The organism is Bacteroides muris (ex Afrizal et al. 2022), from assembly GCF_004793475.1.
In the GTDB taxonomy this organism is placed as follows: domain Bacteria; phylum Bacteroidota; class Bacteroidia; order Bacteroidales; family Bacteroidaceae; genus Bacteroides; species Bacteroides muris.
On the sequence record NZ_SRYZ01000057.1, the window covers coordinates 1 to 24,351 of the forward strand.

Annotated in this window: 27 protein-coding genes, 1 tRNA gene and 1 pseudogene; 14 read left to right on the forward strand and 15 right to left on the reverse strand. The window is 41.7% G+C overall.

Going from position 1 to position 24,351, the window contains the following annotated elements:
• Window positions 1-39: 39 nt before the first annotated feature.
• On the reverse strand, window positions 40-210 hold the full coding sequence (locus tag E5355_RS19560) for a hypothetical protein (protein WP_168354367.1): 171 nt from the start codon (window positions 208-210) through the stop codon (window positions 40-42).
• Window positions 211-535: 325 nt separating this feature from the next.
• Window positions 536-760 carry a hypothetical protein gene (locus tag E5355_RS16600; RefSeq protein ID WP_136011214.1) on the reverse strand — a complete coding sequence of 75 codons (225 nt, stop codon included), beginning with the start codon at window positions 758-760 and terminating at the stop codon, window positions 536-538.
• A gap of 131 nt (window positions 761-891) precedes the next feature.
• Here E5355_RS16600 and E5355_RS16605 point away from each other — a divergent pair, with 131 nt between their 5' ends.
• The 10 genes from E5355_RS16605 (at window position 892) to E5355_RS16655 (ending at window position 9,384) form a co-directional block, all read left to right on the forward strand.
• Window positions 892-1,518, forward strand: a complete 627-nt coding sequence (locus E5355_RS16605) for a recombinase family protein (protein WP_136011215.1) — start codon at window positions 892-894, stop codon at window positions 1,516-1,518.
• Between the two features lie 364 nt (window positions 1,519-1,882).
• Window positions 1,883-3,553: a recombinase family protein gene (locus E5355_RS20260; RefSeq protein ID WP_328515076.1), complete on the forward strand. Its 1,671-nt coding sequence runs from the start codon at window positions 1,883-1,885 to the stop codon at window positions 3,551-3,553.
• Window positions 3,554-3,671: 118 nt separating this feature from the next.
• Window positions 3,672-4,895 (forward strand): site-specific integrase, encoded by a 1,224-nt coding sequence (locus tag E5355_RS16620; protein WP_015546403.1) that lies wholly within the window; start codon window positions 3,672-3,674, stop codon window positions 4,893-4,895.
• Window positions 4,896-4,920: 25 nt separating this feature from the next.
• Entirely contained in the window at window positions 4,921-6,060 is a 1,140-nt protein-coding gene (locus tag E5355_RS16625; protein WP_135959650.1) for a PDDEXK nuclease domain-containing protein, read from the forward strand.
• Window positions 6,061-6,373: 313 nt separating this feature from the next.
• Complete coding sequence (locus tag E5355_RS16630; protein WP_121766361.1) at window positions 6,374-6,937, forward strand: Crp/Fnr family transcriptional regulator; 564 nt, start codon at window positions 6,374-6,376, stop codon at window positions 6,935-6,937.
• Between the two features lie 80 nt (window positions 6,938-7,017).
• Window positions 7,018-7,644, forward strand: a complete 627-nt coding sequence (locus E5355_RS16635) for an NUDIX hydrolase N-terminal domain-containing protein (RefSeq protein ID WP_135959649.1) — start codon at window positions 7,018-7,020, stop codon at window positions 7,642-7,644.
• 12 nt (window positions 7,645-7,656) lie between these two features.
• Window positions 7,657-8,277, forward strand: a complete 621-nt coding sequence (locus E5355_RS16640) for an HAD family hydrolase (RefSeq protein ID WP_135959648.1) — start codon at window positions 7,657-7,659, stop codon at window positions 8,275-8,277.
• Between the two features lie 40 nt (window positions 8,278-8,317).
• A complete protein-coding gene (locus E5355_RS16645; protein WP_004323787.1) occupies window positions 8,318-8,557 on the forward strand; it encodes a hypothetical protein in 240 nt (79 codons plus the stop codon).
• Window positions 8,511-8,930, forward strand: coding sequence for a hypothetical protein (locus E5355_RS16650; RefSeq protein ID WP_008761989.1), 420 nt, complete (start codon window positions 8,511-8,513; stop codon window positions 8,928-8,930). The genes E5355_RS16645 and E5355_RS16650 overlap by 47 nt, the downstream gene beginning before the upstream one ends.
• Before the next feature lie 121 nt (window positions 8,931-9,051).
• Window positions 9,052-9,384 carry a helix-turn-helix domain-containing protein gene (locus tag E5355_RS16655; protein ID WP_008761988.1) on the forward strand — a complete coding sequence of 111 codons (333 nt, stop codon included), beginning with the start codon at window positions 9,052-9,054 and terminating at the stop codon, window positions 9,382-9,384.
• 52 nt (window positions 9,385-9,436) lie between these two features.
• On the opposite strand, the gene E5355_RS16660 is transcribed toward E5355_RS16655, so the two are convergent.
• From E5355_RS16660 to E5355_RS16695, 8 genes are all read right to left on the reverse strand, one after another.
• On the reverse strand, window positions 9,437-10,156 hold the full coding sequence (locus E5355_RS16660; RefSeq protein ID WP_055221613.1) for a hypothetical protein: 720 nt from the start codon (window positions 10,154-10,156) through the stop codon (window positions 9,437-9,439).
• Window positions 10,157-10,160: 4 nt separating this feature from the next.
• Window positions 10,161-11,087: a relaxase/mobilization nuclease domain-containing protein gene (locus E5355_RS16665; RefSeq protein WP_055221611.1), complete on the reverse strand. Its 927-nt coding sequence runs from the start codon at window positions 11,085-11,087 to the stop codon at window positions 10,161-10,163.
• Window positions 11,053-11,436: a MobC family plasmid mobilization relaxosome protein gene (locus tag E5355_RS16670; protein WP_055221609.1), complete on the reverse strand. Its 384-nt coding sequence runs from the start codon at window positions 11,434-11,436 to the stop codon at window positions 11,053-11,055. Before E5355_RS16670 ends, E5355_RS16665 begins: the two co-directional genes overlap by 35 nt.
• 146 nt (window positions 11,437-11,582) lie before the next feature.
• Window positions 11,583-12,548 (reverse strand): toprim domain-containing protein, encoded by a 966-nt coding sequence (locus tag E5355_RS16675; protein ID WP_057099597.1) that lies wholly within the window; start codon window positions 12,546-12,548, stop codon window positions 11,583-11,585.
• 163 nt (window positions 12,549-12,711) lie between these two features.
• On the reverse strand, window positions 12,712-13,785 hold the full coding sequence (locus tag E5355_RS16680) for an AAA family ATPase (protein ID WP_136011216.1): 1,074 nt from the start codon (window positions 13,783-13,785) through the stop codon (window positions 12,712-12,714).
• A gap of 5 nt (window positions 13,786-13,790) precedes the next feature.
• Window positions 13,791-14,078 (reverse strand): helix-turn-helix domain-containing protein, encoded by a 288-nt coding sequence (locus tag E5355_RS16685; protein ID WP_005944327.1) that lies wholly within the window; start codon window positions 14,076-14,078, stop codon window positions 13,791-13,793.
• Window positions 14,079-14,202: 124 nt separating this feature from the next.
• Window positions 14,203-15,111, reverse strand: coding sequence for a hypothetical protein (locus E5355_RS16690; protein ID WP_057098943.1), 909 nt, complete (start codon window positions 15,109-15,111; stop codon window positions 14,203-14,205).
• 236 nt (window positions 15,112-15,347) lie between these two features.
• A tRNA-Leu gene (locus tag E5355_RS16695) sits at window positions 15,348-15,431 on the reverse strand.
• Between the two features lie 157 nt (window positions 15,432-15,588).
• On the opposite strand from E5355_RS16695, the gene E5355_RS16700 reads away from it, so the two are divergent.
• On the forward strand, window positions 15,589-16,674 hold the full coding sequence (locus tag E5355_RS16700) for a mannose-1-phosphate guanylyltransferase (protein ID WP_136011217.1): 1,086 nt from the start codon (window positions 15,589-15,591) through the stop codon (window positions 16,672-16,674).
• Between the two features lie 99 nt (window positions 16,675-16,773).
• On the opposite strand, the gene E5355_RS16705 is transcribed toward E5355_RS16700, so the two are convergent.
• The 3 genes from E5355_RS16705 to E5355_RS16715 form a co-directional block, all read right to left on the reverse strand.
• Window positions 16,774-17,166 (reverse strand): HIT family protein, encoded by a 393-nt coding sequence (locus tag E5355_RS16705; protein WP_117599774.1) that lies wholly within the window; start codon window positions 17,164-17,166, stop codon window positions 16,774-16,776.
• A 49-nt stretch (window positions 17,167-17,215) separates the two neighbouring features.
• Window positions 17,216-17,680 (reverse strand): transcription elongation factor GreA, encoded by a 465-nt coding sequence (greA, locus tag E5355_RS16710; RefSeq protein WP_005824394.1) that lies wholly within the window; start codon window positions 17,678-17,680, stop codon window positions 17,216-17,218.
• 190 nt (window positions 17,681-17,870) lie between these two features.
• Window positions 17,871-19,022 (reverse strand): thioredoxin-like domain-containing protein, encoded by a 1,152-nt coding sequence (locus E5355_RS16715; protein WP_136011218.1) that lies wholly within the window; start codon window positions 19,020-19,022, stop codon window positions 17,871-17,873.
• A gap of 207 nt (window positions 19,023-19,229) precedes the next feature.
• Between E5355_RS16715 and pnp the strand changes: the two genes are divergently transcribed.
• The 3 genes and pseudogenes from pnp (at window position 19,230) to E5355_RS16730 (ending at window position 22,474) form a co-directional block, all read left to right on the forward strand.
• Entirely contained in the window at window positions 19,230-21,374 is a 2,145-nt protein-coding gene (gene pnp / locus E5355_RS16720) for a polyribonucleotide nucleotidyltransferase (protein ID WP_117599776.1), read from the forward strand.
• A gap of 198 nt (window positions 21,375-21,572) precedes the next feature.
• A pseudogene (locus E5355_RS16725) lies at window positions 21,573-22,179 on the forward strand (FecR family protein).
• A gap of 94 nt (window positions 22,180-22,273) precedes the next feature.
• Entirely contained in the window at window positions 22,274-22,474 is a 201-nt protein-coding gene (locus E5355_RS16730) for a hypothetical protein (RefSeq protein ID WP_168354368.1), read from the forward strand.
• Window positions 22,475-22,630: 156 nt separating this feature from the next.
• On the opposite strand, the gene E5355_RS16735 is transcribed toward E5355_RS16730, so the two are convergent.
• Both E5355_RS16735 and E5355_RS16740 read right to left on the reverse strand, forming a co-directional pair.
• A complete protein-coding gene (locus E5355_RS16735; RefSeq protein ID WP_136011219.1) occupies window positions 22,631-22,951 on the reverse strand; it encodes a heavy metal-binding domain-containing protein in 321 nt (106 codons plus the stop codon).
• A 69-nt stretch (window positions 22,952-23,020) separates the two neighbouring features.
• Window positions 23,021-24,283 carry a cysteine desulfurase gene (locus E5355_RS16740; protein WP_136011220.1) on the reverse strand — a complete coding sequence of 421 codons (1,263 nt, stop codon included), beginning with the start codon at window positions 24,281-24,283 and terminating at the stop codon, window positions 23,021-23,023.
• Between the last annotated feature and the right edge of the window lie 68 nt (window positions 24,284-24,351).

Sequence of the window (24,351 nt, forward strand, 5' to 3'; positions counted from 1 at the left end):
TGGGCCAAATTTATTTAATGTTTAACTAGTCCCTATTTTTTATGGGACACTAATGAGGTCTTCTATATTTTCAATAGTATAAACTCTATCCATTTCTTCCAATTTAATTTTGCTATCTACCAGAAACAGACTGTGTAGCTTATCTTCCGTCTTCTCTAATTGAATATTTCCACTATTAGAAATAAAATCTTTATATGAAACTGTAATCATTCAAATTCGTTTTTTGTTAGTAATATTCTTCTTTCAATCCAAGTTTCTGTAGTATAGACAAATAAAAAGCGTGGACTAAACTTTGTCTACGCTTTCAGAGGTATCGCCAAACACCATGCAACCATAAACAAGTAAAAGCCCACGCCATAAGCGTGAGCATCAACTTTTACTCTTGGTTGCTTCATTAAATTGGCGATTTTCTGAAAAGCAAGAATACAAGCTAACGCTTTTTTATTTTATATGTCTTTTATCTGTTTTATGCCATAGGCTTATTCTTTTTATGATTACACTGCAAAGATAGTTAATTCTCATTAAACAATAATGCTTAGACCGTTGATTTTTGTACTGTTACCAAAATCCCTTTTCGGATAATACATTTACTGTTTTGATACGATTTATCACTCGTTACTCGGTAATTCCGTAATGTCCCTAATGCTACACCAAGTTGCTCTGATGTAAATCTGGTATAAACGGCAGTTAAAGAGCCAAAGTAGAAATGAAGTCCAGATATTTCTACATGGACAACCGTCCTTTCTTGCTTATTTTTCATTTTATCTATTTTTTATCTGACAAAGAAATGATAAATATTTAATATTTACCATATTTCTAGCCTTATTTAACACCATAAATGATTTATATTAAATATACATCACTATCTTTGCACCATAAACAAGTAACACCATGAAAAAAGTAGTTATCTTCGCAAGAGTTTCCAGTACTAATGGCACACAAGACTATGAACGCCAAATTAATGATTTGCAAGCATTAGCCTCAGCAAACAACTGGACGGTTGAGGCTGTATTTGCAGAAAAAGTATCTGGAGCGAAAAAGAACACAGAACGTACAGAGCTGATGAATATGATTGACTACATCAACTCCCACAATATAGACAAAGTAATAGTAACCGAACTATCCAGACTTGGACGTGATACCCTACAAGTATTACAAGCCATAGAAATATTAAATCAGAATAAAGTATCAGTATTCATCCAAAACTATAATATTGAAACGCTTACTCCAGAGGGAGAAATCAACCCTATGAGCCAGTTTCTTATCACTATACTTGCCGAAGTAGCACGAATGGAACGCAAGACTATTAGAGAACGTGTTGCAAGTGGTTACCAGAACTTCCGTAACAATGGTGGTAAGGTAGGACGAAGAATCGGATATACGAAAAGTGATGAGGCTATGAGGGAAGAGTATGCAGAGGAATTAAGACTACTGAAAAGAGGGTATTCACTCCGAAATACCTCAAAACTGACGGGAACAAGTATCAACACCTTGCGAAAATTAACCCAATTAACATAATTTACACATCAAAAGTGGTAATTATATCTATAGGTCGTATATTTGCAATGTTGGTACATCAATTCATTTAAAAAAAATATCTTTTACTTCAAATAATGATATATGGGGCAAGAAGCACATTCATGCCTAGGCACTTCCTTGTCTTGTGGATTGATTGAATGTGTAAGAATAAGTTGCATCATACATTGCAACACAATAATACCAGTATCTAATGATACCATTGGAACAATGCGCAATGATACTCAATAAATGTAAAGAAAAATACGATAATGAACAAGTAAAAATAGTGAGACAATATCTATACCTATTAGCAGAATTGCAGATAGAGAATGAAAAAAATAGCATTAACTAGAAAACAAGAATTATGAATGCAAATGTGATAATATATTGTAGAGTAAGTTCAGATGAACAAACATTAGGAGCCAGCTTAGACGTACAAGAAGAACGCCTACGGAAGTATTGTAACCAAATGGGATATAACATCATTGACGATATCCCATACAGAGAGGACGAGAGTGCTAAAACATTTGAGAAACGTCCTGTCATACAAGGAATAATGAACTATATACGTAGAAACAAAGGTAAAGTAAACAAGTTACTATTCTTACGGTGGGATAGATATTCACGAGACATTATCAGTGCCAGTGAGAACTTAAAAGAATTACTCAAATTGGGAGTTGAACCAAACGCAATCGAAGCACCTTTAGACTTCAATTCTGACACTTGGCCCCTATTATTGGGAGTACACATAGGTTCGGCACAATGCGACAACATCAAGAGGTCAAAAGCCACAATGGACGGCATTCATGGAACATTAGCAAAAGGAAAATGCGCTAATAAAGCACCAAGAGGATATAAGAATGTACGTATTAGCAAACATGAAACCCATGTAGAAATAGATACCAATACAGCACCATTTATACAAGCCATGTTTAAAGAAGTGGCTAAAGGCATTGAAACACCTTGTTATATCCGCAGGAAGTTTGCAAGAAAAGGATATAATATACCCGAAAGTTCATTTCTTGAAATGCTACGCAACAAATTTTATATCGGTAAAATTCGTGTGCCAGCATACAAAGGAGAACCCGAATATTATGTAAACGGTGAACATGAAGCAATTATAGATGAAGAAACATTCTATAAAGTTCAAGAAATATTAGACGGCAAAAGAAAGAAAACACCTAAACTATCCAAAGCCATAAATCCTGACTTATTTTTGCGGAAGTTTTTAATTTGTCCCGTATGTGGTTGTGCCCTAACTGGTGCGACAAGTTCGGGCAATGGCGGCAAATACACCTACTACTTTTGCTGCAACAATCAAAAACATATAAGAATGAGAGCAGAGAACGTAAACGAAGAGTTCGCTCGATACACAGCCCAATTAAAGCCCAATAAAACGGTATTGGACTTGTATAACGAAATTCTAAAGGATTTGCAAAACGAACGCAAAGGAGAAAGCAAAAAAGAAGCAGCAGCACTGCAAAATGAACTTTCTACCGTCCAAAAACGCATCAACAGCATTGAAGATAAATATCTGGACGGAGATTTAACCAAAGAACAATATAATAGAATGCTGGAGAGATACACCAAAGAAGCCTCAGCCATGCAACAACAGATTGAAATGCGTGAGAACCCTAACCGTAGTAATATCGAACCAAAACTAAACTACTCTATCAATCTGATAAACAATATAGATAGCTATATAAGAAATGCGTCTGTAGGGGTGAAAATTAAGCTGATAAGTTCGATGTTTCCCGAAAAAATCGAATTTGATGGAAAAACATATCGAACCAATTCTTACAATAAAGTTCTTGATTTAATCTATCAGCAAACCAACGAGTTACGAGGAGTAGAAAAGAAAAACGGAGAGAGTTTTTCAACTTTCTCCGCTTCAGTACCCAGACCCGGTACAAACCATAGAAATCATAGGAAAACAAAAGAATTTATTCACCTTATTATCAATAACTTGCATGCTTCTTATTTTCTCCATTTTTGCCATATTTTGCCCATTTTCTGTTATTCAGTACACTTTTAGTACACTTTGAAATATCATTTTCTTTTGTACCTTTGCAATATCAGAAAACAAAAGAAAATCAACTATTTAGCGTAATCACCCGGTTATGGTACCTAAATCGGGATAAAACCTCTAAACAATGGCAAAGTTAGAAAATAAAACGAAAGAAAACCCCAAGTTAGAGCAAAATAAGCTCTCGGATGGTAGAATTAGCCTTTACTTAGAGTATTATTTAGGTAGAGAGGAAAAGCCCGTATTAGATGAAAACGGCAATCAAGTGTACTATGATAGTGGAAAGATGCAAGGCAAGCCCAAGTTTGCAGTAAAGCACAACAGGCGAAAAGAAAACCTTAGTCTGTATCTGATAGATAAGCCCCGTACCCCTGCGGAACGTCAGCAGAACAAAGAAACGTTGGAACTTGCTACAAAGATACGTGCAGAGCGTGAGCAGGAATTTAAAGAAAGTATGTTGGGCTATCGGTTAAAAAAAGATAGAACGGTCAATTTCTTAGACTATTTCCAAGCCTATATCAACAGTTATACCAAGAAAGATATTCGCATGGTACAAATTGCGCTTAGCCGTTTTAAGGACTTCTTAAAAGAGCAATACCCCATGAATGAGTTTAGTATCAAACCGGAACTTATTACCAAAGAAATGATGGAGCAGTTTGTAGCCTATTTGCAATCCCGAAGTGTGGGTGAGGGAGCTAAAAGCATTTACCAGCGTTTTAAGAAAGTTATTCGATATGCGATTGACCACGATGTAATGTTGAAAGACCCATGCAAAAGTGTTACCTGCAAAGTGGATAGCCAAATGCTTCGGAAAGATGTTCTTTCTCCCGAAGAAATACAAAAGCTGGCGGCTTGCCATTATGACAACGAGAACCCGAATGTCAGACGGGCTTTTATCTTCTGCCTATACTGCGGTCTGCGCTTCTGTGATGTAAAAGACCTGACCTATAAGAATGTGGATTATGGTAATCGGTTATTGAAGTTTGAGCAAAGCAAAACAAAGGGACATTCAGCCAGTAGCGGTGTGGTTATTCCTCTGAATGACGGTCTATTGTCTATCATTGGCGAAGCCCCGGCAGACAAAAACTGTTTGATATTCGATTTGCCTACTTACGAAAGCTGCTGTAAATCAGTAAAGCGTTGGGTAAAGAGAGCCGGGATAGACAAACATATAAGCTGGCATTGTGCCCGGCACTCGTTTGCCGTGAACATTCTGAACAATGGGGCAAATATAAAAACCGTAGCCAGCCTTTTAGGACATAGCGGATTGAAACATACAGAAAAATACACCCGTGCGGTGGATAAATTAAAAGAGGAAGCAATAAACAGTTTGCCCGAACTAAAGTTTTAACCATAAAAGACTTATCTTTGTAACTATGAACTTTGAAGCATTAGTAAAACATATCAGCACGATACAGAACACGTTGCAGGCACAAGCCGCACACGCTGTAAACCTTGCCCTTACTTCCCGTAACTGGCTTATGGGGTGCTATATCGTGGAATTTGAGCAGAACGGAGAAGACCGTGCCGCATACGGTGAACAACTGTTGAAGAAGCTGGAGCAACGACTGAAAACAAAAGGTCTGAATGAACGTAGATTCAGGGAATTTAGACGACTGTACCTTGTTTATCCACAGCTAAAAGAGTCTGTCACACAATATATTGCATCACAAATACAAATTCGGCAGTCATTGACCGCCGAATTCACTGAACCAATCCGGCGGTTGGTGACCGCCGGATCTGAAAATGGCGTTTGGAAGCTATCAACAAAATACCCACAAACCGAAACATGGATGATTCCAGCTGATAGATTATTCAACAGATTATCTTCCACCCATTTAAATACTATATCAGGAATTGAGAACCCGATAAAACGTGCTTTCTATGAAATGGAAACTATTCGTGGATGCTGGTCTGTAAAAGAGTTAGAGCGGCAAATAGCGTCTTTATATTACGAACGTAGCGGACTATCCAAAAACAAAGAAGCACTCTCCGCTTTAGTCCAACAACAAGCAACCTTATTACAGCCCAAAGATGTAATCAATACCCCTGTTACTTTGGAATTCTTAGGGTTGAATGAACGTGCATTAGTGACAGAAAACGATTTGGAGCAATCCATTCTTGACAATCTGCAACGCTTCCTGTTAGAAATGGGACATGGCTTCTGCTTTGAAGCTCGGCAAAAACGTATCTTGATTGATGAAGATTATTTCTTTACTGACCTTGTGTTCTATCACCGTATTTTGAAATGCCATGTTATTGTGGAATTAAAGATAGACAAGTTCCGCCATGAATATGCTTCACAGTTAAATATGTACCTCAACTACTTTAAAGCAGAAGTGATGCAGTCGGATGATAATCCGCCTATCGGCATTTTGCTCTGCACCGAAAAGGGAGATACATTAGTTAAATATGCCACTGCCGGATTAGACCCGAATATCTTTGTACAGAAGTACATGATAGAACTTCCAACCGAGGAAGAAATAAAAGAGTTCATTTCTTCCTCAAACTATTAAGGATAAATCAAGACTGAAAAAGATTGCTAAAAACGATACTGGCGAAAAAGGTAATACTATTTCTTTTTTCGCCAGTATCGTTTCTAGCTGTCAATAAAAATTGGTTTAGTTCGTTTTGGCTATATAGACAAAGGGATAAACTAAACGTAGTTTAGCACCACCTATTTCTTTTGCCTATATCACATATCCACATCGTGGTTCTCTTTTCATCCCACCTTGCTAAAAATAGTCAAATTCCTTTTTAAACTATGAATGCAACAATATTATCCCTTTCTGTTTTATTATTTTTGTAGAAAGAGCAAAAACATTGATAATGGATAATATAATAAGAAAAATAAAAGAATACTATCCTGTCTCGGATAATTCATTGAACCTATTAAAGTGTTGTTTCAAACGACAAACCTTCCCCGCTAAAACTATCATTATACAAGCTGGACACTTTGACAATCAAGTCTATTTCATAGAAAAAGGAATAACACGTTCATATATCCTGCATAATGGAAAAGAAATAACAACATGGTTTTCTATGGAAGGCGATGCGACTTGTGGTTCATGGGATTTATATCGACACAAAGCAGGATTTGAATATGTAGAAACCTTAGAAGAAACTTTAACCTACTCCATTTCTATAGACAAGTTGAATGATTTATATAAATCCCGTATTGACATTGCCAATTGGATGAGAGTGTTACAGCAAGAAAATTTTCTACTTTTACAGGACATTCATATTTCCCGGCTGAACTTGTCTGCCCAAGAACGTTATGAAAAGTTGATAAAAGAATATCCCAGCATTTTCCACCGAGTGACTTTAGGACATATTGCCTCTTTTTTAGGAATAACACAACCTTCTCTTAGCAGAATCCGGTCAAGCCGATGATTTTTTAACATAGGACAAAAATAAAGAATTTCATTTTCCATACCTTTGTAAATCAATATAACGATACTAACATTCACTATATGAATAAAATAGTACAACCACAATGGCTTGAATGGGCAAAAGAACTACAATTCATTGCCCAAGGGGGATTGACATACTCCAAAGATGTATTTGATATAGAACGCTTTGAACGCATTAGAGAAATTGCAGCAGAAATGCTTAGTCTGCAAAGTGAAATACCCATAGAAAAAGTAAAGAATCTGTTTTGCAATGAAACTGGATTTCAAACTCCTAAATTAGATACACGAGCTGCTATATTCAAAGATGATAAAATACTGCTTGTGAAAGAGAAAAATGGAACTTGGTCTTTGCCCGGTGGTTGGGTCGATATAAATCAGAGTATCAAGACTAATACAGAAAAAGAAGTAAAAGAAGAAGCAGGATTAAATGTAAAAGCTATCCGGATAATAGCTATACAAGATAGAAATTTGCATAATATTCCCCCCTATGCCTACAATGTTTGTAAAATTTTTGTTCTTTGTGAGATTGAAAGCGGATATTTCCGACCCAATATTGAAACGGATGAGAGTGCCTATTTCGGATTGGAAGAATTACCTATTCTTGCAAAAGAGAAAAATAACGAAGAACAAATTAAAATGTGCTTTTCAGCTTACTACGATAGAAACTGGCAAGTATTATTTGACTAATAAATCAAACACATGAAATATAAACATATCGTATTCGACATAGACGGTACATTGATAGATACGGAATATGCAGTCATCAACTCTTTAATAAAAACAATTACAGAAATAACAGGACGCGCACCTCAATATGAAAGTCTGAAATTTGCTTTAGGCATTACCGGAAGAAATGCGTTGGAATTACTCAAAGTACTCGACATAGAAGATGCATTGAAACGATGGGATAGGAATATGAAATTGCTCCAGCACACTATTCAACCTTTTCAAGGTATCAAAGAATGCTTGCAATCCCTTTTATCAAGAGGCTATATTTTAGGCATTGTAACCTCCAAAACATATCAAGAATATTATTCTGATTTTGAGCCATTAGGGTTAGCGGACTATTTTTCCACAATTGTATGTGCCGATGATACTGATGAACATAAGCCCCAAGCAGCACCCTTAGTAGCATATTTGGCTAAAGCCCATGTAAGCCCCGAAAACGCTCTCTATATTGGTGATAGTATTTATGATATTCAATGTGCTAACAATGCCGGTGTTGATTCCGGATTGGTTTTATGGAGCAATAATGTATCTAATCCTATACGTGCCGACTATTATTTTAAGACACCCAATGATATAAGTAAAATTCTATAAAAGACGAACTAACTAATTATGAAATTAAAAATATTAATAGATGAAAGCATTATTACAACAGAGTTTTTTTCGATTACTATCGGAATACTCACAGCGCAAAGTTTCCGCATCTGAACTAACAAAAGCTGTTGAAGAATTAGCTATCCATGTAGCCAATTTCAGTATTAACGAGCAAGATTATAGTGTATTACTCCGCTATTTTTCTTTTGGTTTATATCGTCTTAAGTCATACCGTGTACGGTTTGAGCAAGAAAAAAATGCCCTATTTGCATCTAATTGATGAAGCGATAGGACTTTTAAACACAGAAATACGCCTTATTGAATGGCGCATCAAATACCCGGAACAACTCAAACAGCGGATTGAAAAACAAAGCCTTTCCCCTCTCTATCTCGCTGACAAAACAGCCCTTATCAACATCATGGAAATGGTAAGCGGTCTGTTCCTCTCCAAAGACATTGTTTATCAGAACGGCAAACCTGCCTATTTGGTAGATTTATCCAAAGGTTTTGAATGGTTGTTTAACATCAAGATAAGCGACTGTCACCAAAAGCATGAGGACGTGATAAAACGAAAGCCGGGCAAACTCACAGAATTTCTTAATGGACTGGCAGACCTTATCCGAAAGGAACATGACAAAAAAGGATATAGATAATCAGTGCTTTATGATTTATTTATAATGGATTCCATGTGCGCCCCCGTAATTTTTTTGCATTCTTTTTCTGAATTTTGCTTCATCAATTCACAAAAGGTATAATCTGAAATATGAAGCAATTATGTATATAGAAAATGATGAATTTGGCGAATGGATGCAGAAGTTGTATGCCAAACTGGAAGAACTCTGCAAAGATGTACGGGTGTTGCGTAACGCCGATAAGGTGCTGCCCGAAGATGATAACCTGTTGGATAATCAAGATTTGTGTCTGTTGTTCAAAGTAAGTATCAAAACCCTTCAACGTTACCGGGCTATCGGTGTGCTGCCGTACTTCACAATCAGCGGAAAAGTGTATTACAAGGCTTCCGATGTCCGAGAGTTTATTAAAGAAAGGTTCAGCATTACCACGCTACGCCAGTTCGAGAAAGAACACTGCACGAAGAAAAAGAAATGAATTAAAACAGCCGAAACGGTGAATGTGCTTCATCCGTTCCGGCTTTCTCTGTTTATGGCTTACCCAACTTATCGGCTTCTTTCTTTAGTTGCTCGGCTTGTTCGTTCAACAGCCTTGCACGTTCCAGTGCTTCCGCCTGCTTTTGGATGCGGTATTCAAAATCTATCACTGAATCGGTCAGACTTCGGATAAAACCGTTATCCCGTTGCCACTTGAACTTGTTTTCCAGCATATCAAAAGTTTCCCCGTCTACCTGTCCTTGCATCAGCAAATAGCGGTATTTCATATCGTTGTCCTGCAACTGCTGCATACGTTCAGCCAAACGGACATTCAAGAATATGGAAGCGAAACAGATAACCAGCACTGCCGAAAAAAGAAACAATCCCGGACGAATCCAAGAAGCGACCTTGTTGTAAATCCGTTGATAGAGCGATAAGGGCATAGCTTCCTCTTTATCCGTCTTGCAAGAACCCAAAGCATCAATCATTACCTTGAAACAACGATAAGTTTCCAATGCTATTTTCTTGGTGTCCTCGATATGTTTCTGCTGACCTTGCATCCCGTTTCTTATGTCGTCAAGTTGGCTTCGAATAGCCTGCAAATCTTTTTCGAGAATAGCTGGGTTGCTGTGCAATTCCGACAATGCCTGTTCGATTGCGTTCAGTCTTTCGAGAGTTTCCTCCCGACTGGCTGGCGTTACCTGTGCTTCCTGCTTCTCTTTCAGTTCTGTAACCATTGAGAGAAGCCCCTCTAAAATCAAATTTTCCTCCATACTCTTATAACTTTAGTTGTTTTTTCTTTTTTTTCTTCTTCTTTCTCAAAAAGGAATCATCGGGCATTTCATCAGCCGGGGCTGACAAACCGGAAAACAGACTGCCTAAACCTGCAATAAAAGAATTATCCGCTTTGTCGGATACTGATACCGATTTCTGAATAGGTGCGGTAATCGTCTGCTTATTGCTTCCGACTGTCGTCTGCCCTACATTCCCAAAACATTTATCCAGTTTGGAAAAACTGAAATTACGGTCTATTTCCGAACCCTTGAACGTGTATTCGCCTTTGGAAAAGGAAACGCCCTGTATCTCGCCCGTCTGCCCCTTATACTTGAACAGGATAGTAATACCCTTTTCCGCTAACCGTTCCTGTAACTGCTGCCAGTTCTTGGACTTTCCGATTTCATTCTTTACAGCGTTGTAAATCTCATATTTCGATTTGTCCGGCTCTTTCAAGCGGTGCTGCTTTACTTGTTCTTTTCCACCAGCGAAATAAAGCCCGTGTTTGGCTTTCAGCTTCTTGCATACTTGTTCGTTACGGTACATATCGTTCCTGTCCGAAATAGTCTTGCCGCTGTTGTCTATACGGTTGAACACGATATGCACGTGCGGATGCTCCCGGTCTTGATGGCGCACGATGATATACTGCGTATCGGTAATTTTCATTTCACGCATATATTCCTGCGCAAGCTGTATCATCTTCTCGTCTGTCAATTTGGGTGCATCCACTGCCGAATAGCTTAACGCAATATGTCCGACTGGCTTTTTCAAGTCGGGATTCATCCCGGTCTGCATACAGAAGCTGCGGATTATATCTCCCTGACTTTCTGTCAGTACCCCGTCCGCATGGAGCAAAGCCGCCTGTTCCTTGCCCAACACATAGTTTACGCAGCCCTTAAACCCGCTTCCCTTTTTTATTTTTCCAATCATCTGACAAATGGTTTATGATTTCAATAATCCGGTTTTTGAGCTTCACCAGTTCCACCGCCACCAGTGCGAAACCTCCAGCATTCGCCCGGTGCGCCAACTGGTTGATGTTGTTGGCTTCCCCTGCCAGTTTGCGGATGGTGTCCGCATCCTGCCTGTTCAGCCGGGGTATGACCTCTGCCGAAACAACTGCCTGCCGGACATACTCACTGACACGCAACCCGGCTTCTCCGGCTCTCTTTCTGATGGCGTAATACTGCAACTCGGTCAGTTTCGTACTGACAACCCGTTGCTGCTTCTCTATCCGTTTCTTTGCCGGACGTCCCCCCGGCTTATCCTTTATATTCGTCATAGGTTTTTACATTTAAATGGTATCTTAAAAATTGCGACCAACGGGAGAAATTTTCTTTGCGGTGAGCAAAGCAAGGTAGTTTCGGTTTACCGAAACATAACCTTGCTCTCCAAATTAAACCGCCTGCCGTTGGTAATCCTGCCAGACTAAATCCCCCTGCCCCTTTTCTGTCTTGGGGCGGCACGTTGTCCGGTTTCCTGCTTTATATCCTGTACTTGGCTGGTGCTGTTCTTCTGTTCCTGCTTCTTGCCGCACAGGTAATCGTTCAAGTCTGAATAGCCCCTATAATTGTCCGAGAAGTCACGCACATGGTAGGAGTATTCCAATGCAATAGCCTGTGTCGCCTTATACCCCGTCTCGTCATTGTCAAGCATACAGTGGATGCGTTCATATGGGTACAGCACGTCAATGGCTTTCGGCACGTTGACAGTAGAGTTGAGTATGACATAATCCTGTCTGTCAAGGTCGGGCATGGTCGGACAGTTCTTCATCCGGAGCGTGAGGAAAGAAAGATAATCCATAAAACCCTCGAATACCAAACATTTCTCTCTCGGCTCTCCCTGCTGCCGTATATGGGTGATGTCTTTCGGGGCGATGCAGCCTTTGAAAAAGGAATTGCGAACCTCGTAACCTCCTGCCATATTCGGGAAACCGATAGCAAAGAACGGTCTGCCGTTATTTGTAAAATGGAGTTCCTTACATTCTCTTTTTGCCAGTTCGATATTGATACCCCGCCCCTGCAAGTAACGGAGCAATGCCGGATGGGTCAAGTCACGGACTTCCAAATGTTGGAAACTCGGTTCTGTCCTCCGCTGGGGAAAAGAAAAACTGACCGGGCGGACGTGCAGTGTCTGTTCCGCTATCCGGTTTAAAAGGTATGGTAGGCTGTCGGAGCAATAGAGTTCCTTTGCCAGTGCGATGATGTTACCGCCCTTGCCTGCGCCAAAGTCATACCAAAGGTTGCGGTCAGTGTTCACCTTAAAGGACGCTTCGCATTCTTCCCTTAACGGTGATTTATACCACAAGCCATTACCCTGCTGCTTGACAGGTGAATAACCTAAACTGTGCAGATAGTCTGCGATGGGTATTTGTTTCACATCTTCGATATTCATAACATTTTCTTTTTTGGGGACTAAAAAACAGTTGAAAAGTGTACCAGTCCTGTTTAGTCCGTCATATATATACCCGTACCATACTAAACCTGCCTGTTCCGATACAGGGAAATAGTAAGTCCGTTCCTCTTGTATATACACCCGGACTAAACCAAACTGACTTTTAATAATGGAAATCGGGATTATAGCGGTAGCCCTTGCCCTCTTTCACAATCATGCGCTTGTTCACAAGAAACTTGTTAAGTGACACAAGAACATTGCGTCCACGCTCGTAGCCGATACTCGCATAACCCTGTTTCAATGTCGCTATGACATTAGAATAGCCTTGTACCACCTGCTTGCCGAAACCGTTCTCCAACGCTTCCCGGTGTTGCTGTTCAGTCAGTTCCGTAAGCGGAAAATTCCTGTCCTGCTTAGGTTGTTGGAATACATAATCATCCACGATTTCGGGTAAAGCGTTGTCATTGATACGGAATGCGAACGGGTCAAATTCCCGGTCACGTATGTGCATCGCCTTTACCTCGCTTATGTTGCCGTCCTGCTGGCTTTTCGTGATTTGCAGGACGGTTTCAGCCTTGTTGTTCAGTTCCGTACCGATATGCCCCCTTGTGTTGTCATCCCCCTTGTTCAAATGCAGTACGGTATGGATATGCAGGTTATATCCGCTTGACCAGCGCATCAAGAGGTTGATTAGGTCAGTCGATTCGCTGGGGCTGTTGATGTCATACATCAAGTCACGGATTCCGTCAATGATGAGCAACCCCACATCGGGCATATTTTCAAGCATATAACCGATAATCTGTTTCCGCTTGTCGGGTGTCTGCTCCCTTAGCACGATGAAAACAAAATCGTCCCTGTCCTTGTCGGTAGGCAGTCCGGCAAGCCGCAAAATACGCTCCATGACCTTGTGGCAATGGTATTTGCTCTGCTCGGTATCTACATAGAGGATTTTCCGTTTGTTCGGTGGCAGGTATGCCGAATACTTCAGTACCTCGTCATTCTTCAACGCTGCCGCAACGATAGCGGAAATGTTGAATGTCTTTTTGCTCTTGGCTTTACCCGTGGATGCGCTGAAATTACCCAGCGTGCCAATGGTAGAGCCGTTCACCCAAAGTATTTCGGGCGGTACTTCGTAAGTGTCCGTCACCTTTAGATGAATGGTTTTCCAAAGGGCTGCGAAATCCTCTTTCTGCATGGTGATGTCCTGCCCGGCTTCTGTCGCTTTTCTATTTTCCATAGCCGTTATTTCTTTAGAGGACGGTTAAGGATATACTTCTGCGCTTCCTGCTCTATCTGCGCCTGCGTCTTGACCGGATTCTGACGCAACCATGCTTCCAACTCCGCTTTCTCAAAATAAAGCATTTTGCCCTGCGGCTTGTAATGGGGTATCAAGTTACCCGAAGTCAGCTTGTACAGGTAACTTTTAGAAAGGTTCAAGAACTTGCTCGCTTCATCGAAGCTAAGCACGTTCTTTGAAAGGAACAACATCTTTTCGAGTTCGGAAACTCTTAACTCTAAATTTTTTTCCATATTGTTTAGGAATTTAGGTGAAACAATATGAAGGTGCGCACCCTCGTTTTTTTGTTAACGAGGGCAAAGTTAAGAGCTTGAAAATGAAGTCTAATTGACCTTTGTTTGAGCGTTCAATCTATGCTCAACCTTTTTGCAGTTGTTTGATGTATTTGTCTATGATTTCATATCCTTTCGGATAGATGTTTTTCGCTTGGTCTGTCGCACTCGACAGGTCAGTACGTGTAAGCGGTTCACCTTTTATCTTCTTCAATATCAGCTTATTGTTTGCTATGACAGACTGCCATTCATAAACGATGTAATTATAACAGCTAAGTTGCATCATAAGATAGGCTAACAGACGGGTATTATTAACTTTCAATACCCCATTCAGTTTGCAGTTGAAAAAATCGGTAAGTATTTTGGCACTGACGGTAGTAGTAAACATATTCGCTTCATTCACACAGTCGGTCAGAAGTTTGATTTCATTAGCTTTCAACGTGGACTTGAAAGGATTGCTTTTGCCCACAATCTTGGTTGGATTAGTATCTGCACTTTCCTCTTTCTCTTTTGGCAAGGCTTGCTCTTGGATGGCAACCGCATCTGTATGGTAATTGCTTTCCTGTTCTTGCAGATAGCGCAAATATTTGGAAAGCACGACAAGATTAACGATAATGGACAAATAAGGAAGCCACCCATCATAACAGGACGGTTCATGCAAATATGCATCCATATCAAAATCAGAGCAGCGGAAACCGATATACTTTTTTCTTTCATCAGAATTCAAGTCCTCAAAATAACCACTTTCCCACAAAAAATCGGGAATATCCATATCCAATACAATGTTACGCACGACACGGTATTTTTGTTGGATGGCTACAATATTTTCAGTCACACGGAAAATTTCTTGCCGCAAATAATCCTTTAGCTGGGCTTGCGTCAAATATTCACGTTTTAAAAATAGTGCATCTACTTTAGTTTTATAGTCATGCGCTATACAACTATCTAATATCTTCTGTATTTCTCTGAAATTGGTTTCTATATGATTTTCCATAATCGTGTGCCTTTAAACGTTCTTACTACAAATATAAGGTAAGAATCTCACTTTTCCCGAAAACATCGGCAATAATAAGGAAGAAAAGATAAGGTAATAGTTAAGAAATCATAAAGACGCAGGGAGAAAAACTATAAAAGTACACCTTTTCTTTGTATTCGTCATTCAGTACACATTTAGTACGCCCTATGAAAGTAGAAAACCCTGATAATCAAGCGATTATCAGGGTTTATTCGTACCCAGACCCGGGGTCGAACCGGGATGGAAGTGAATCCACTGGTGTTTGAGACCAGCGCGTCTACCGATTCCGCCATCTGGGCATGTTTGATTTCTCAAATGCGGTGCAAAGATACAGCTTTTTTCTAAACCTGCAATACTTTTCCTAAAAAAAGTCGAAAAAAACGATAAAACCAGCTTGAATCATTCCTTATTTGTAAAATATGCAGTACATTAGCAGAAACTTTTAAAATCAATAGCATGGTAACCAATAAGGATAATTTCTGTGTAATTATGGGTGGAGGAATAGGCAGCCGTTTCTGGCCATTCAGCCGCAAAACACTTCCAAAACAGTTTCTGGATTTCTTTGGTACGGGACGTTCCTTGCTACAGCAAACCTTCGACCGTTTCAAGCAAGTAATTCCCATGGAAAATATACTTATCGTAACAAATGACTTGTATGCCGACCTTGTAAAGGAACAACTTCCCGAACTTAAGCCCGAACAGATTCTACTGGAACCGACGCGCAGGAATACAGCCCCCTGCATCGCATGGGCTTCCTATCATATCCACGCCTTGAATCCGAACGCCAATATAGTGGTAGCTCCTTCGGACCACTTAATTCTGAAGGAAGGTGAATTTCTGGCAGCTATCGAAAAAGGGCTGGATTTCGTTTCCGTATCGGACAACCTGCTGACACTCGGCATCAAGCCCAACCGTCCGGAAACCGGATATGGCTACATACAGATAGCCGAAGCCGCCGGTGATAACTTCTACAAGGTAAAAACCTTCACCGAAAAGCCCGAGTTGGAACTGGCAAAAGTATTCGTGGAAAGCGGAGAATTTTATTGGAACTCCGGCCTGTTCATGTGGAACGTAAATACCATCATTAAAGCAAACGAAGCCCTGCTGCCCGAGCTGGCCTCCAAACTGGCCCCTGGCAAAGATGTGTACGGAACAGCCCGGGAGAAACAATTCATTGATGAGAACTTCCCTGCTTGCCCTAATGTCTCCATAGACTTCGGCATCATGGAAAAGGCTGACAATGTATATGTATCATTAGGTGATTTCGGTTGGTCTGATTTAGGAACCTGGGGGTCTTTGTATGATTTGTCTCCTAAAGATGAAGCAGGCAATGTAGCCCTAAAATGCAAATCACTCATCTATAACAGTAAAGACAATATCGTGGTGCTGCCCGACAACAAACTTGCTGTTATCGACGGTTTGGAAGGTTATCTCATAGCTGAGTCGGACAATGTATTACTGATTTGCAAGAAGGATGAAGAACATACCATCCGCAAATATGTGAATGACGCCCAGATAAAATTGGGAGAAAAATACATTTAAATTAAGAATTAAAGGATAGGTGCCGAAGATAAAAAATAGCGGGAGTTGGATGAGTCCCAACTCCCGCTTCCGTTTATTTAGGGGAGGAAAATAAACCGGTTAAAGCGCTGCACGGATGGCTTCCGCCACAGCTTTGAATTCTTCGTCCGTCAGTTTCAGTTTGGGATTGGAGAAAAGCATATCTTTTTCGTTCTGCATAGGAATCAGATGTATGTGCGCATGAGGCACTTCCAGCCCCAATACCGCTTCTCCTACCTTTCTACACGGGAAGGCCTTGCCAATGGCAAGCGCCACTCTCTTGGCGAAAACATGCATCGCCGCCAAATCCTCATCATTCAAATCGAAGATATAATCTACTTCCTGCTTGGGAATGACCAATGTATGACCTTTTACCAACGGATTGATGTCAAGGAACGCAAAGAATCTGTCATCCTCCGCCACCTTGTAGCAAGGTATTTCACCTGCGATAATTCTACTGAATATTGTTGCCATAGCTATAAATTATAAAATAAGGCAAGCCCGTATGCGGACCTGCCTTCCTTTAAAATGATATGTTCACTACTTCCAGGTTAATCATGCCCTGCGGAACTTTGATTTCTGCGATGTCACCTACTTTCTTGCCAAGCAGACCTTGTGCAATCGGAGTATTCACGGAAATCTTTCCTTCCTTCAGATTGGCTTCACTTTCGGAAACGATGGTATAAACCATCTTCATGCCATTCTTCACGTTCTTAAGCTCTACTTTATTAAGAATCTGTACAGAATCGGTTTTCAACTTCGACTCATCAATAATCTTGGCGTCGGCAATGGTCAGCTTCAAATTGTTAATTTTCATCTCAAGCATACCTTGAGCTTCCTTGGCAGCGTCATACTCTGCATTTTCCGACAAATCACCTTTGTCACGCGCTTCGGCAATGGCAGCCGATATTTTGGGACGTTCCACCGTCTCCAGGTGTTTCAATTCGGCCATTAATTTCTTGTAGCCGTCTTCTGACATATAAGCCATACTTTTTCCTCCTTAAATGTTATATTAGTTTTTAATGGTACTATAAACAAAAAAGAATTCCAACATGGTCAGCATGCTGGAACCCTCTTTCCGATTTTCCTTTGCAAAGATAGCCTTTTAAGCAATGCGTGTCAAGCATAAAAGGCTGCTTTGTAACATATTTAAACGAAAACTTCTTATTTATAACATGTTACAGCAATGCTTTCACTGCCGCCTCCAAGTCTTTAATACTCTCTCCACGGGCACTCAACTCATTGTTCTTGTTGACCAGGAACACAGAAGGCACATTCTTCACATTATAAGAAGCCGCTATAGACGAATAAATTCCATTGCCGTCGCGCACACAAATCCAAGGTAGATTGTCGGCAGTTGTTTTCCAATAGTGCTCGTCTGCATCCAGAGAAACCTGATAAATTTCCAATCCCTGGGCAGCATACTTGTCGTACAAGTCACGCAACATATAATTATGTGTAGCAGAAACGGCACTCTGATAAACAGTGAAGTCCACAATAACAGCCTTGCCCTTCAATTCGCTCAACTTACGTGTATTGCCCTTCATGTCACGTAGGTTAATGTCGATGATGCCGGTTTCGGAAATTGCCTCTTCAGGGATTTCCACCACCTTCTGTTGCGGAGTACGGGTATTCTTCATTCCCTTTATTACAATGTTGTAGAGGTTCTTGGAACGGTCTGCATCCGGATAATAATTGTTCAAGCTGGTTGCCACGGCTGCAAAACACTTAACGTCTTCCTTATTGTTCAGAGGGTCGAAAATCAAATAACTATTCAACTTCTGAAACAAGGCGAAATAGGCGGTAGCCGTATTGGGAGCAGCAAAAATATAGCTGATTTTCACTTCATCCTTATAATTCTTCAATAAAGAAGCGAGGCTATCCTCAAAAACATCAGCGCCTATCTTATGTGCCTGCACCGACTGCAGCAATGCATTCACATTATCCTGAAGCTTCATCTGCTTCAAGGTCAAGTCCTTTATCTTCGAGCTGTTCGGAGAACCTTCGACCGTATAGGCAGTGGCAAAATCGGTATAAGGTGCCCTTACCAAAACCGTTTCCGTCGAATCTACCGAGAAATTAATAACCTTGTCATCTACCCGCAAACGGTAGAATTCCGGAGACACCGGACGTACCTGCTTGAAGTGGAAAGAACCATCCCCTTTCAGTTTTACAGAATCCAAAGGGACAATACCTTCCAATGCCGAGGCTTCCAAATAAAGCATCTTGCCGTCGGCACCAGACACTTCACCCTCTACTTTGAATTTAGGTTCGGAATTACATGCACCCAATGCTATTGCAGTAAGTGCCATAAAAAAGATTTTCTTCATATCGTATCTTCAGTTTTGTTTTGCAAACGTGCCTGCAAATATACTTCTTTTCAAGTTCAGTCAAAGCATTTTCCCACGTTCTTACATATAGAAAACAGCAAAAAACAACTAAATACAAACTTTTTATCTCATTCCCACCATTTTACATGAATAAATTATGTATCTTTGCACGAATTTTGAAAGAAAATTAGATATAAAACATTTTTTATGATTAACCCAATTGTTAAGACGATCGAGCTTCCTGATGGCAGAACCATCACGCTCGAAACGGGAAAGCTGGCAAAACAGGCAGACGGTTCTGTAATGCTTCGTATGGGCAACACCATGCTTTTAGCTACTGTTTGTGCCGCCAAGGACGCAGTTCCCGGAACAGATTTCATGCCATTACAAGTAGAGTACAAAGAAAAATTCTCCGCATTCGGACGTTTCCCCGGCGGTTTCACAAAACGTGAAGGACGCGCTTCTGACTACGAAATCCTCACTTGCCGCCTCGTTGACCGTGCTCTCCGCCCCTTATTCCCTGATAATTTCCATGCAGAGGTATACGTAAACATCATTCTTTTCTCGGCAGACGGCGTAGATATGCCCGATGCTCTGGCCGGACTCGCTGCTTCTGCCGCACTTGCAGTTTCAGATATCCCCTTCAACGGACCTATTTCCGAAGTACGCGTAGCACGCATCAACGGACAATTTGTCATCAACCCTACCTTTGAGCAACTGGAGCAAGCCGATATGGACTTGATGGTGGGCGCCACTTATGAAAACATCATGATGGTGGAAGGCGAAATGGACGAAGTTTCCGAGCAGGACTTGCTGGAAGCTATGAAGGCCGCACACGAAGCCATTAAGATTCAGTGTAAGGCACAGATGGAACTGGCAGAGGAAGTAGGCTCTACCGTGAAACGCGAATATTGCCACGAAGTGAATGACGAAGAACTTCGTAAAGCCGTTCACGACGCTTGCTACGACAAGGCTTATGCCATCGCCGCTTCCGGAAACAAGAACAAGCACGAACGCATGGATGCTTTCGATGCCATCCGCGAAGAATTCAAGGCACAGTTCTCCGAAGAAGAATTGGAAGAAAAGGCAGCCCTCATCGACCGTTACTATCATGATGTGGAAAAAGAGGCGATGCGCCGTTCCATTCTGGACGAAGGCAAACGCCTTGACGGACGTAAGACCACCGAAATCCGTCCTATCTGGTGTGAGACCAGCTACCTGCCCGGCCCTCACGGCTCCGCTATTTTCACACGTGGCGAGACACAGTCTTTGTCTACAGTGACTTTAGGTACCAAGTTGGACGAGAAGATTATCGACGACGTATTGGAACACGGAAAAGAACGTTTCCTTCTGCACTATAACTTCCCTCCGTTCTCTACAGGCGAAGCTAAGGCACAACGCGGTGTAGGCCGCCGTGAAATCGGTCATGGCCACTTAGCATGGCGTGCCTTGAAGGGGCAGATTCCCGCAGACTATCCGTACGTAGTACGCGTAGTATCCGACATCCTCGAATCAAACGGTTCTTCTTCCATGGCTACCGTATGTGCCGGAACTCTGGCATTGATGGATGCAGGTGTGAAAATCAAGAAACCGGTATCAGGTATCGCCATGGGATTGATTAAGAATGCAGGCGAAGACAAATATGCCGTATTGTCCGACATCCTCGGTGATGAGGACCACTTGGGCGACATGGACTTCAAAGTGACCGGAACAAAAGACGGTATCACCGCCACTCAGATGGACATCAAAGTAGACGGTCTTTCATACGAAATCCTCGAAAAGGCATTGCTGCAGGCTAAGGAAGGCCGCGAATACATTCTGGGTAAAATCACCGAATGCATCGCAGAACCTCGCGAAGACCTGAAACCTCACGCTCCGCGTATCGAGACAATGACCATCCCCAAAGAATTCATTGGTGCTGTTATCGGCCCTGGTGGAAAGATTATCCAAGGTATGCAGGAAGAAACCGGTGCCACCATCACAATTGAAGAAGTGGACAACATCGGTAGAATCGAAATCGCCGGTACCAACAAGAAGAGCATCGATGATGCTATGCGTATCATCAAAGGCATTGTGGCTGTACCTGAAGTAGGCGAAGTCTACAAAGGCAAGGTACGCTCCATTATGCCTTACGGCGCATTCGTTGAATTCCTTCCGGGTAAGGACGGTTTGCTCCACATCTCTGAAATCGACTGGAAACGTCTGGAAACTGTAGAAGAAGCCGGAATCAAGGAAGGAGACGAGATAGACGTAAAACTTCTCGACATCGACCCGAAGACTGGAAAGTTCAAGCTGTCACGCAAAGTATTGCTTCCAAGACCGGAAAGACAAGAAAGACCGGAAAAGAAATAAGAAATCTCTTATTCTTTAAGCATATAAAGCCTGGTGGAACTCCATCAGGCTTTCTTTTTGTCAATACGGCCAGAAATGGTTCCGAAAAAACAAGGCACAATACTTGCGTATTCCAAAAAGATCATGTTTTTTGTTCTGAAAAGCCCTATATTCCATAAAAAGCCTCAATTAAGGTCCGGTTTAAGAAGCCTACAAACTATGAATCTTTTCACACGCTTTTTCCAGGAAAACCAAGAAAAGTTTTTGGCCTTTGCTTATAAGCAGAAGCGCATCATGCCGATGCTCCGCTGGACGGCCCGCATAGCCACCGTCACCATTATCGGTTATTTCATCACCTCCGATTTTCGATATAACAAGGAGATACAATTGCAAACAATCACCGTACCTGCCGGACAACGGGCACAGATTATCCTTGCCGATGGAATGCGCGTATGACTGAACTCCAAGTCTACCATGAAATATACCACCAACTTCGGACGCAACGAACGGAATGTGGAACTAGACGGAGAGACCTACTTTGAAGTAGCCAAAAACAAGAAAACGGTCCTTCTTATGAATATCTACGTTGGAAAGAGAGACTATACTGTTTTAAAAACACTCCATTCAGAGGCATCCTCAGTAGACTGAAAAATACCATAACGTAAAAATAACCGCTGCCAGTCTCCTACTGCTGAACTACAGTAGCTTTACCGACAAGTTCAGAGAGCAGGATGGTATAGAACATATACTGCGGACTATCTCGAAAGACCATCCTTTCAAGTTCCGCATCAACGAAGAAAAGGATTCAATTGTTATATATGAGTAAGAAAAAAGATCGGAAAGTACCCCCATACTTTCCGATCCGAAACAGTCAAAAATCGACCTTAATCAATTTATTAACTTAACACAGTGACAAAGATATGAGAAAAATTTTGTTGATGAGGCCTTTTTATCTAAAAAAATTAGATTTTAAGCAATTATTGCAAACCCATGAAAATCACATTATTCCTTCTCTTGCTTATTATATTTCAGGTATACAGCGGGAACTGCTACTCTCAGAATGCCAAAGTCAGCATTCAAAATGCCCAGCTGAGGGTAGAACAAGTTCTCAAGCAAATTGAGTTGCAAACAGAATTCCTATTTGTATATAACAAACAGAACGTCAATGTACGGCAAGCTGGGGTGCAAAAAGCAATGCAATAAACTATAACAACACAAGCGATTTTCAGCAATGGAATCACTTCTTTCAATTCGCTGACCATAAAGATTGAGGGCACTTACTCCACCGTTACTGCCGTACCGCAGGCTGTAACCATCAGCATGCTGCCACTACTTCCTACCGTTTCATAATCCAGGTCTACACCAATCACGGCATTGGCACCCATAGCACGGGCATTTTCCTGCATCTCGCGCAAAGCAGTCTCCTTAGCTTCGCGCAGCACTTCTTCATAAGAGCCGCTTCGCCCACCCACCACGTCGCGGATGCTGGCAAAGAAATCGCGGAATACATTGGCACCGATAATCGTTTCACCGGAAACGATACCATAATAGCGGGTGATACGTCCACCCTCAATGGTCGGGGTTGTTGTTACTAACATAATCTTATTCTTTTTAAGTTATTTACTACTATCAGACGCACGAAGCAGGCAAAAAGTTGCAGAAACAGCCTAAAACATTTGCCGGACACGATTGACACCGGCAACCAGGATATCTATTTCCTCTTTAGTATTGTAAAGTCCGAAAGAAACACGCACCGTTCCTTCAATGCCAAGACGCTGCATCAACGGTTGGGCACAATGATGTCCCGTACGCACAGCGATGCCAAGCCGGTCAAGTAACGTCCCCATATCGAAATGATGAATATCCCCTACCAGAAACGATATGACACTACCCTTGTCTTCTGCCTCACCAAAGATACGCATACCGGGAATCTCTTTCAGCCGTCGCATGGCATACTGGATCAATTCGTGTTCATAGGCGGCAATCTTGTCCATCCCAACCAGCGAAACGTAGTCCAAAGCTTTGGCAAGTCCGGTAGTACCGATATAATCCGGCGTACCAGCTTCAAACTTGAACGGCAACTCATTGAAGGTGGTCTTTTCAAAAGAGACATGCTGAATCATCTCTCCACCACCCTGATAGGGAGGTATCCTGTCCAGCCACTCCTCCTTACCATAAAGCACGCCTACTCCCGTAGGACCGTACACCTTGTGAGCTGAGAAAACGAAGAAATCGGCATCCAAGTCCTGCACATCCACCGACATGTGGGGGATGGACTGGGCACCGTCCACAAGCACTGGAACACCTTGCTCATGGGCAAAAACAATCATCTCTTTGACGGGATTGACCGTACCTAGTACATTGGAGACATGCGCTACACTGACAATCTTGGTACGCTCGGAGAACAACTGCCTGTATTCATCCAACAAGAGTTCGCCCTTGTCATTCATCGGAATCACCTTGATGGCAATTCCACGCTTAGCAGCAAGCAGCTGCCAGGGAACAATGTTACTATGGTGTTCCATCACAGAAAGAATCACCTCATCACCCTCCTGCATAAATTCCTCACCAAAGCTGGAGACAAGCAGGTTGATACTTTCCGTCGTACCACGGGTGAAGACAATCTCATTTGAGCTGCGGGCATTGATAAAACGTTTCACCGTTTCGCGTGATGCCTCATGCAACTCCGTAGCCTGCTGCGAGAGGAAATGCACCCCGCGATGTACATTGGCATTCACCGAATAATACTCGTCCGTAATGGCATCTACTACCTGGCGGGGTTTCTGCGTAGTTGCACCATTATCAAAGTAGACCAACGGCTTGCCGTATATTTCACGAGAGAGGATGGGGAAATCGGCTCGAAGCCTCTCTCCCAACGCCTCCCCCGTAGGGAGGGGAGAAGAGTTGCTCTTATTTATATCTTTGTTCATAATGAATCGAAATTACTACTGGTGCGATAAAAATCGCGTTCGTTTAGAAATCATCAAATAAAGAGAGT